Here is a 10517-nt window from a genome sequence, read left to right as displayed (position 1 = left end):
ATTGGGCTGTACCGAAATGCAGGGCTTCTTGTTTTCGAAGGCCTGCTCCGCCGCAGATCTCGCAACGCTATTCAAGTCCCACAAAATCCGGCCTCATACTGAGAGCTGAGGTCATCAAGCGCCTACGCCGCAAAATGGGCCGTTAGCGGACTTTCTACTTTTGAACATTGTAGGAAGATTGCGGACGCAATGTGCTAACTAGGCTCAGGCCTCGTTGATCACGGCCAGAAGAGCACGGTGGCTGCGAGAGCGAGGGCGGAAAAGAAGACGGTTGGGCAGCGGTCGTAGCGAGTTGCCACACCGCGCTACTCTTTCAGTCGGCCAAACATCATCTCGATGCGGTTTCGGCGCTTGTCGTATTTGACGGGAAAAGAACGGGGTTCTCGGCCCGGATGCAAGGCGTAATGCCCTGGTGCACAAGCGTATCCCTTTACCATTCGGCGTCATACCCCTCTGTCAGCCAGCATCCACTGCGCCTTTGGTAGATCATCGAGCCAGGCTGGTGCGCCGGTGTAATCGCTGATTTGCCCTGCCGCCATGAAGAAGCTCATAGGGCGGCTGTGGGCGTCGGTGACGGCGCGAAGCCTGGTGCTCAAGCCGCCCTTGGTCCGCCCGATCAGGCGGCCGAGACCCCCTTTTTTACCCCAAGGCTGGAAGCCGTGCGTTGGGCCTTGAGATAGGTCGCATCGATCATGACGGTCTGGGGTTCGGCTCTCTGCGCAGGCAGTCCCTCCATCATCCGGGCAAACACGCCCATCTTTCCCCACCGTTTTCAGCGGCTGTAAAGCGTCTTATACGGACCGTATTTTCTGGGAGCATCACGCCAGCGCACCCCGTTGCGATTGACGAAGATGATCCCGCTTACCACTCGCCGGTGATCGGGGCTTGCCGTGGCTCTTGGAGAAATAGGGCGAACGACGCGCCATCTGCTCGTCAGTCAGCCAATACCGTTGGCGCGTGCGCAGCCTCCTCGCCGAGCTTGGAGCCGAAGGCGTGCAGAGCACAATCACATCGCCCTCAGCCAATCAATGGATCCTTTGCCTAGCTGTCTAACCTTAGGCCAGCCCAATCGAACCATTCTCCGTAGGGATGGCAGATGGCGGCGATAACGGGCATGCCGTCGTCTTTCGCGCCACACCACTGGCGAACGGTTAGCTCAACCTGGCTGCGATCGGCTGACCATTCCATGCTGACGCGAGCGAGCGGCCTTTCTTTTGTGGCATTCGCCCCGGCAGCGGCAAAGGCGCTCTCGATATGCGCGCGCTCCTGAGCCGTGATGTATTGCAGCACCATCGAATGGAACACGACACGGCGCACCCCCGCTAACTGCGGCTCGGCCAGTTCTGCCTCAAGCCAGGTACTCGCGCGGCCCTTATCGACTCTGGGCATACGATGCTCGGCCAATGCCACAGCAGCATCGAGCCGGACGCTACGCTGATGCTCGCCGGGCCAGATATAACAGCGCAGCCGCGTGCGGGCAGCAGTATCTGCAAGATCAACAGGGTGCAGGTCTACGCCACGGGTCTGGTGCACAGTCAGCGAGCGGGCAGCTACTGCTTGGCCGCGCCATTCTGGTCGCAGTTTGACGGAGCTTATCGCGGCGCCGGCAGTGATACCGCCAAGTTCGATACTATAGTGCGGAAAATTGAGATTAAGCCCGGCGCTAGCGCCAAGCTCAAGTACCTCACAAGCAAAGCGATCGCGGCGCGACAGTTCAAGAAGCGTGGCAACAAGGCCGGCGACGCGGGCCACCTCGTTGGTCTGCGTGGGGCGGGCAAGCCAGCCAAGCATGTGATCGCCATGGTCCGCGAGTGCCTCCAGAACGGCTGCATCAAGCGATTTTCCTGCCGGGACGTGGCTTGCCTGCCCCGGCAAAAAAAGCTCCTTCAAGCCGCTGACCCTGCCTGAGCGCGCCAGCGCGTGCAATCCTGCATTGAGGCGAAATGTCACTGCATCGTAAGCAAGATCGCCTGGCCATGCTTCCAGCTGGGCGTAGATCGCCGGAACCTGCGGCAACACTCGTGCAAGGCTTCGCATCATGGCCGCAGGAAGCGGTTTGCCAAAGGCTTCTGCTTTGGCAGCTTCGATTGCGAGCTGACCACACATGCGGCCTTGCGCCTGAGGTGCGCTTTCCAGTTCGCTAAATTTGAACAGAAGAGACAATCGTCAGTCCTTGCTGGCTATAGGCACCCTTGGACTAGGGCTGCGAGGCAAAGACATCTCGCATTCTGGATAAGGGATTTCCCCTAAGCGGTCGCGGCGCGATTTCTTTCGAAAGATTATCGTAGAAATACATAATCTTATTTGACCCAGCTTTTAGAGGCACGAACTCAGAGGGGTAACGCAGCAATAATTGTACAAAAATGAGGAGCTGAAATTTCATGCGTAGCCGCACTTCTTTGATCGTAGCATTGCTTAGCACGGCCATCGCCGCGCCTGCCCTTGCAGAGACCAATGCCGATCTGAGCAACCAGACTGTCGAAGGGCCGAGCGGTCAGGACGCAGAGCAACCGGTCGTTGCCGCACCGCCTGCTCGCCGGGCTTTCAACACGGGCGTTGCCAAGGGTCGCGACCTGCTTAACACCGCAATTTCAGCGAGCGTGATTGACGAGGATGCTCTCGAACAGATTTCGGCCAATTCGGTGGTCGGGATCATGCAGAACATCCCCGGCTTGCGTGCAGAAACATCAGACATCGACGGTTTTTCGGCTACCACGGTTCGCGGTTTGCCGCTGGCGGCCGACGGGTCGAAGTTCTTGCAGTTGCAGGAAGACGGCCTGCCGGTGCTAGAATTCGGCGACATTCATTTTGCCTCGGTCGACCAGTTCATGCGTGCCGATCTGTCGCTGGCGCAGGTGCAGGCGATCCGCGGCGGCTCGGCCTCGACCTTCGCCTCGAACGCTCCCGGCGGCGTGGTCAATTTCATTTCGAAGACCGGCGAGACCGAAGGCGGCACGCTGCAGATTTCGAGCGGCCTTGGTTACGATCTCAACCGCCTCGACTTCTCTTATGGCAGCCCGTTGGGCGATGGTTGGCGCTTTCACGTCGGCGGGTTCTACCGTCAGGGCGAAGGCCCGCGCGACATCGGATACGATGCTTTCCGCGGTGGTCAGATCAAGCTCAACGTCACCAAGCAGCTCGAAAACGGCTATATCCGCATATACGGCAAGTATCTCGATGACCGGCAGCCGAACTATTCGCTCTATCCGGTCCTGATCAGCGGGACAAATGAGAACCCCACGATTAGCGATCTGCCGGGCAACTCGTATCAGAATCACGCCTACCAATCCGCGATCACGCAGGAATATCTCGGCGTCGACCAAAACAACAACCCGACTGTCTATGATGCCAGCAATGGTCTGCGCGGCAAGACCAGCTCGCTCGGCCTCGAGGCGCAGTTCGACGTTGCTGGCTTTTCTGTGACCAACCGCTTCCGCTTTGCGGCCATTAGCGGCGAATACAACGAAAACATCCCGATGGTTACCGCACCCTCGTTTGCGCTCGCCGGGTTGCTCGTCGGTCCGGGCGCGACGTTCGCTTATGCCGGTGGTCCCAATGCCGGTGATCCAATTGTCGATGGCCGACTCCTGGCACTGTCGATACGCATCAACGCCCAGCTCAACAACCTCGACAACGCGACCAACGACCTGCGCGTCAGCCGTGTGTGGGAGCTTGGCAGCAGCAAGCTGACCACCACCGCCGGGGTCTATGCCGCCAAGCAATCGATAGACATGTACTGGAATTTCCAGAACTCGCTCAACGATTTAGCAGGCGGCGGCGCCAATGCTCCGGTGGACTTGACCTCGGCTGACGGCACGCGTCTTAGCGACAATGGCGCATATGGCTACGGCTTCGCCTTTGGCGTCCCGATTTCGACCTATCACACCCGCTACGATCTGCAGTACGATATCCTCGCGCCTTATGGCTCGGTGAACCTGAACTTCGGCAAACTGGCGCTGGGTGCCAGCCTGCGCTGGGATCGTGGCGACGTGGAAGGCAATGTTTACAAGGCTGAATACGGTGGTGGCCGGGTCGGAACGGCAGCGCTCGACGTCGATGGCGACGGTATCATCACCGCGGTCGAACAGCAGGTCGCTATTCTGCCGCTCGGCCAGCCCGCACTGGTTGGGTACGACTACGATTACGTTTCCTACTCGGTGAGCGCCAACTATCGCGTGGCAGAGCCTCTTTCGGTCTTTGCCCGCTACAGCCGCGGCGGCCGCGCCAATGCCGAACGCATTTTGGGCGCGGGTTCGCTCAATCCCGATACGGGTGCACTAGCCGATCCCTCGATTGCCTATGGCATTGTTAAGCAGGCCGAGGTGGGGCTTAAATTCCGCACCGATGGACTGGCGGCCTATGTCACCGGTTTCTGGGCCTCCACGGGAGAAAGCAACTTCCAGATCGGTGCCGACGATAGCGGTCAGGTCGTGGTGATCCCGGTCAATCGCACCTACAGCGCGAAGGGCATCGAGTTCGAGGGCGAAGTCCAGCGCGGACCTTTTGCGCTAGCCGTCGGTGCCACTTACACCAAGGCGCAGATCGACGAAGACAACAACGATTCCTCGCTTGTGGGTAACACACCGCGGCACATTCCTGACTTTGCCTTCTTCGCCCGGCCGACCTTCAACCTCGACAAGCTGACCGTTGGCACAGTCGTCAACGGCACAACCGAAAGCTACGCGCAGGACAGCAACATCCTCGTGCAGCCTGGCTATGTGCTGGTCAGCCCCTTTGTGCAGTATCGCCCGGTAGAGCGTGTGACGCTGGCGCTGAATGCCTTCAACGTGCTGGATTCGCAGCCCATCGTGCAGTTGGCCTCAGCGATCATTCCGCCGTCGGGGATCATCAATGCGCAGGTCATGAACGGACGAACCGTCACCGCCTCGCTGAGCTACGAATTCTGAGACTGCACCTGGCCCGCTTCTCTACGGAGGGGCGGGCCTCGCTGGCATATCCAGAGATTTAAACGGGGGGCCTATTGTGCTCGAAAAAATGAACATTCCGCGCCGTCTCGGTCTTTCTTTCGTGGCGCTGAACGTCGCGGCAGCGGCGATGATGATCGTTCTTGGTATCAGCCTTGGCATGGTTTCTAGCGTCACCGCGAAGAACACTGAGACCCAGGCCATCCTCGCAGACACGCTGACACTGGAGACCGCTCTGTTGCGCCAGAACAGCCAGTTGCGCGGCTTTCTGGTCACAGGCGACGAATCCTACCTCAAGTCCTATTATGAAGGTCGTGACGACTACGACCGTGTGTCGCGCGAACTCGAGGAACGCCTAGCAGACCCCGCCTTGCAGGAACTCGTGCGCATATCGCGGGAGGAAACACTTAAATGGCGTGCTGACTGGGGCGACAAATATGTCGAAGTCGTGAAGTCTGGTCAGCGCGACGCTGCACAGCAGGCGATCCGCGAGGCTGGTGCCAAGGTGCTTGTGAGTGCGGCAGTTTTGCCACTGCGAGAAGTGCGGGACAATCAAGCGGCCGGGATCGAGGCAGAAACGGCGCGGCAGGAAAGCGCCATCACATTCGCGTGGATTGCACTTGCAGTTGGCGGCGCAACCCTGATCGGGCTTGCCCTGTTCCTTGCACGCCGCCTTTCCCGTTCTATCGCCAGCCCGATCAGCGACCTGACCGCCACCATGCAGGCGCTTGCCGCTGGCCAGAACGATGCCCTGGTTCCGGGGGCCGAACGTTCCGACGAACTAGGTGCCATGGCGCAAGCCGTGATGGTGTTCCGCGACGCGGCCCTCGAACGCGACCGCACCGTGGCCGAACGTGAGCAGGCCATGGCCAAGATCGGCCAGAGTCTCTCAGCGGTTGCCAATGCCGACCTGTCGGTGCGTATCGGAGATGTCCCGGCTGCGTTCAACGCGCTCGCCACCGACTTCAACGCCGCCATGGAACAGCTTTGCCAGGCGATGGGTACAGTGAGCGATTCGATCAGTGCGATCAATCTGAGCTCGTCCGAGATCCAGCAGGGAACCTCAGACCTTGCGGTTCGCAGCGAGCAGCAGGCGGCCAGTCTGCAGGCTTCGTCCAGCCAGATGAGCGAACTGACCACTCAGATCGAGCAATATGCCCAGATCGCGCTCGATGTCAGCCAATCCATGGTCGAAACCCTTGGCGAGGCAGAAGCTGGCGGGATGGTCGTTGGCCGGGCGATGGAGGTCATGGAAAGCGTCGCGCGTGCGAGCGGTGAGATCTCCGAAATCACCACCCTGATCGACGGGATCGCTTTCCAGACCAACTTGTTGGCGCTTAACGCCGGGGTCGAGGCGGCGCGGGCGGGCGAGTCCGGCAAGGGTTTCGCTGTCGTGGCGAGCGAGGTGCGCGCACTGGCGTTGCGCGCAACCGATGCCGCCAGCGCCATCAAGCAACGCATCGAGGCTGTCACCAACCACGTTCAGTCGGGCGTACGGCTGGTCAACGAAACCGGCACTGCACTCGAGACGATTATCGGTCGGGTAACGACGGTATCGTCATCCATTACTACTATTGCGCAGACGGCCGAGGAGCAGAGTGAAGCGCTGCGCAAGATCAACGGGTCGATCGGAACGATGGACCAGATGACGCAGCAGAACGCGGCGATGGTCGAGGAAACCAATGCTGCGACCACCATGATGGCGCGTGAGGCTAACCACCTCAAGGATACTTTCGCCAACTTCAGGATCGGTGATTACAAGAGCAACGTTGCGCCATTGGTGCGTAGTGCGCCCTCTCCCATCAAGAAAACCGCTATCCCTGCGTCAAGACACTCGGCTCCCGCCTCGATGAGCAGCGAAGGCAATTTGGCTGTCGCCAACGACTGGAACGAATTTTAAGACGGTCTGGGTGCGCGCTGTGAAGAGACACCCAGACCGTCTACTTGAAGACAGGGCAGCCCTGAGTCCCACGTCAGCTCCTATGGCACAGATTTGAGGTTGTGATTTAAGGAGGATTTGGGCTTCGTCGTAGTGACGAAAAAACGAAGATGAAGCCCAAATCCTCAAGCTCCAAAAAGCCTGCCGAGCATGGTGGCGAGGGCACCGGGCGGAAGGCCCGCTGGCGATACGGCACGGGCTGCTACCAGTGATGAGGTAAAGGACCTGCGACGGGGGGCGCGATCTGAAGGAGTGCGTGGCCAATCTCACCGTGCAGAACCGGTTGCTCAATAAAAGCATAATCGCGGATGGCGGACACGACGAAGGAGGTATCCCGCATTCGAGAAACTGGAGATCATACGAATCGTCGAGCAGTCGCACCGGCGTGCCCAGTGCACGCTGGACCAGCTCACTATGGTAAACGGCCCAAACAATTGTGCGAAGCTGCCGACGCGTCTATCCTGAACATCGGCAGCTTTTGGGCTTGCGCGGGAATGAGCCTGACGACCGAAATTGGGGCGTATTCTGTTGAAAAAGTCTCGCTTGCGGTCGGCGTGAAGTCCTGATTCAGTTTCCGTGGGCAAGCGGAGACGTAGCGATGATGGGCGAGCGCACGGTGATTCAGGAGGCGCTGTTCTACAGCTTCCGCATCGAGGATCATGTTCCGGGCGATCACCTGCTGCGTTCGATCGACCGGTTCATCGATCTCGATGGCATACGCGAGCACCTGAAGCCGTTTTACAGTTCGACCAGTCGACCATCAATCGATCCCGAGCTGATGATCCGGATGCTGATAATCGGCTATTTCATGGGCATCCGGTCGGAACGGCGGCTGTGCGAGGAGGTGCACCTGAACCTCGCCTATCGCTGGTTCTGCCGGCTCGACCTGGATGGCGCGGTGCCCGATCACTCGACCTTCGAAGAATAGGCACGGGCGGTTTCGCGACAGCGATCTCTTGCGCCAGCTGTTTGAGATGACCGTCGAGCGCTGCATGGCTGAGGGACTGGTGGGTGCCGAGAGCTTTGCGGTCGATGCCAGTCTGGTCCGCACCGATGTCCACCGCCAGCGTTCGATGCCGGGCTAGGAAGGGCTGCCGCCCAAGCCCGCGGGGCGTGCGGTTGCCGAGTATCTGGAGGTACTCGACGATGCAGCCTTTGACGGATCGACACCAGTAACGCCCAAGCGGATCAACCTGACCAACCCGGCAGCGCGGTGGACCGCAGCTACGCGCGATCGGGCCTTCTACGCCTACTCGACCAATTACCTCATTGATCTCGACCACACGGTCATTGTCGATGTCGAGGCGACGACCGCGATCCGGCATACCGAGGTGCTCGCGCAGCGGTGGATGATCGAACGGACGCAGGACCGCTCCGGCCTCTGGCCCGAGAAGCTGGTTGCCGACACCGCCCCAAACCTGGCCTGGCTGGTCGAGGAGAGAGGTATCGAGGCGCATATCCTGGTGTTCAAAAAATCCGCACGCAACAATGGCACCTTCGAACGATCCGCCTTCTCCTACGACCTCGAAGATGACAGCTTTGTCCGCCCAGGTGGCAATAGCCTGCGACGGTCCAGTCGCAACTCCAGCACTCCGCGCAGCGGGATCGATAAGGCTGCATCGATCTGTTACCGCGCCCGGCGGCATGACTGTCAGGCCTGCGCCATGCGGCAACGCGGCACACCCAATATGCCCGCGCGCAAAGTGACCCGCTCGGTCCGCGAGCGCGCACGGGATCTGACCCGCGAGAACACCGCCAGTGATGCCTTCCTCGTATCAAGTCGCCCGCGGAAGAAAGTCGAGATGCTGTTCGCCCACCTCAAAAGCGTCCTCAAGCTGGGCCACTTGCGCCTGCGCGGTCCGGACGGAGCCAAAGACGAGTTCCACTTCGCAGCCGCAGCCCAGAACCTGCGGAAGCTGGCCAAGATAAAGCCAATCCCCGGCCTCGCACCTGGCTGAATGGGGCGGCAAGGCCGCTCGCCCGCTATCTGCTGCGAGCGTCCAAACGCTCCAACGACGAGTTTTTCAATGGAATGAGGGCGCGTAGCTGCCTGGCCGCTCTCTTTCGGAGCGGCCAGGCAGCTACTGCGCCGATGGTGGTCGGTCTGCTTTTGGTACAACGCCATCTTAAGTCGACGCCAATTAAAGGCGGTCGGTCATCGCCGACATACTGTCGATACCGCGCACTCTGGTTGCGCCACCGCTCCCAAATGCCGCCCATGCGATAATTACGGCAATTTTCCCAACGGAATAGCATGTTGCAGGTGGAGAAAAAATGTCATAATAATGAAATATAAAGTTCATTTATGTGTAATAAAGCGAGGCAGGAATGCAGGTTGAGCTTGAGGTGAGCCCGAAGGCTGTGGCCCGATATCTGTTCGCCAGCTTAGGCGCTTTGGTAGTTCTTGGCACGGCTGCAGATCTCTGGCTCGCGACTTATCCGGGGCCGGTCACCCAAGAGGTGCTGCATCGATTTTCGCTGGTCCGCGATTTGAGCATCCCAAGTTGGGCATCATCAATAGTGATGCTAACTTGCGCGATAGCTCTAAGTCTGACTGCGTGGAGTGAAAGTCGAACCGGATCACCATTCGCCAGAGGATGGTGGATCATTTCGTTTGCTTTCTTCGCCCTTTCTTTAGACGAAATCGTAATGGTGCACGAATTAAGCGGCATTATCCTTCAAAGAGCAGCTCCAGGTGTCGAAGAGCTTGGTGGCATATTTCATTACAGTTGGGTTTTGATTGCTATTCCAGTTGTTGCGTTTTTTGCCGCCATCATGTTCCGATGGTTTTTGGTACTGGGGCGCCGGACTCAAATGCAATTCTTACTGTCTGGGGCTATTTTCCTTTCAGGCGCAATTGGGCTTGAAATGGCGGGTGCCGCGCTTGATGCCGCTACGTCTGAAAACGGGATGACGTACTTCATGCTGACGTCTATCGAGGAGTCTTTAGAGCTGCTTGGCATATCCCTTTTTCTCTTGGCAATCCTCGAAAGATTCAGCGAAAAGGGCATCTCCTTACAAATGAGCGTTGCGAGTGCTCCCCCGCGGCAAGCTAGGCATGACAAGCAATTGCCGCGTAGGCCATTAGGATCTCCGGCTCTAGATGACGGCCGCGTATAGGCTCTCAACTCGAAGGCAGAATACCCGCTTCCAAGGTGCTTTGCTGCCATAGACGCCAATTTGAACCATTTGGCAGCTTAGGGAGCCAGCGTCGGGGCGAAAATCGCGACTACTTGTAATGACTGAGTTTGCTGCGCAAAGCTGCAATGCGGACGTTTCTGAATAAATGGCAGCTTTCGCGGTCACAGCTCGACTATCGGAATGACCAGGATTGGGGCGCAAAGCTGACGGGCTCGAACTGGGCCGGTCTCGGGCGGACCGGAAAAGCCGACATTAGGGTAGGTCGATTTTTTGGCTGATCTCGACCAATGCCGGTCGTACAGCTCAGCTACCGCGACCGTCTGCTCCTGACAGAAGCTGCCTCTGGATCGCTCGGTCAGCATTGCGCCCAATGTCGGTCCTTGCGCCGAAGACGAGCGCCCGAAAGCGGACGTTAAATTTCCTACCTCGTCTACATGGCGTCACCGTCACGCAGTTTATCAGGCGTGCCGACATGGAGAACCCCGACGCCGGTCAGTCGGGCAGCATGGCGA

4 protein-coding genes and 3 pseudogenes are annotated in these 10517 nt (G+C 59.0%); 5 read left to right on the top strand and 2 right to left on the bottom strand.

The genetic code is table 11. The features are described from left to right. Positions 1–218: 218 nt before the first annotated feature. Together E0473_RS15160 and E0473_RS15155 are read right to left on the bottom strand one after the other, a co-directional pair. Positions 219–926: pseudogene (locus E0473_RS15160) on the bottom strand (IS5 family transposase). Positions 927–1041: 115 nt separating this feature from the next. Next, the gene (locus tag E0473_RS15155) at positions 1042–2163 is read right to left on the bottom strand and encodes a DUF2332 domain-containing protein (protein ID WP_137681754.1); all 1122 of its coding nucleotides are present in this window, start codon (positions 2161–2163) and stop codon (positions 1042–1044) included. 218 nt (positions 2164–2381) lie between these two features. Here E0473_RS15155 and E0473_RS15150 point away from each other — a divergent pair, with 218 nt between their 5' ends. The 5 genes and pseudogenes from E0473_RS15150 (at position 2382) to E0473_RS15125 (ending at position 9984) form a co-directional block, all read left to right on the top strand. After that, the gene (locus E0473_RS15150; protein WP_137681753.1) at positions 2382–4907 is read left to right on the top strand and encodes a TonB-dependent receptor domain-containing protein; all 2526 of its coding nucleotides are present in this window, start codon (positions 2382–2384) and stop codon (positions 4905–4907) included. A gap of 76 nt (positions 4908–4983) precedes the next feature. Then, entirely contained in the window at positions 4984–6825 is a 1842-nt protein-coding gene (locus tag E0473_RS15145; protein WP_137681752.1) for a methyl-accepting chemotaxis protein, read from the top strand. 213 nt (positions 6826–7038) lie between these two features. Continuing rightward, positions 7039–7275: pseudogene (locus E0473_RS15135) on the top strand (IS3 family transposase); the annotation flags it as partial. Between the two features lie 187 nt (positions 7276–7462). Next, a pseudogene (locus tag E0473_RS15130) lies at positions 7463–8822 on the top strand (transposase). A gap of 370 nt (positions 8823–9192) precedes the next feature. Next, complete coding sequence (locus E0473_RS15125) at positions 9193–9984, top strand: hypothetical protein (RefSeq protein WP_137681751.1); 792 nt, start codon at positions 9193–9195, stop codon at positions 9982–9984. Positions 9985–10517 lie beyond the last annotated feature (533 nt).

It is taken from the genome of Aurantiacibacter suaedae, assembly GCF_005434915.1.
Taxonomy (GTDB): Bacteria; Pseudomonadota; Alphaproteobacteria; order Sphingomonadales; family Sphingomonadaceae; genus Alteraurantiacibacter; species Alteraurantiacibacter suaedae.
Note: the sequence above shows the minus strand (reverse complement) of the source record. Positions and strands in the feature narration are given on the sequence as shown.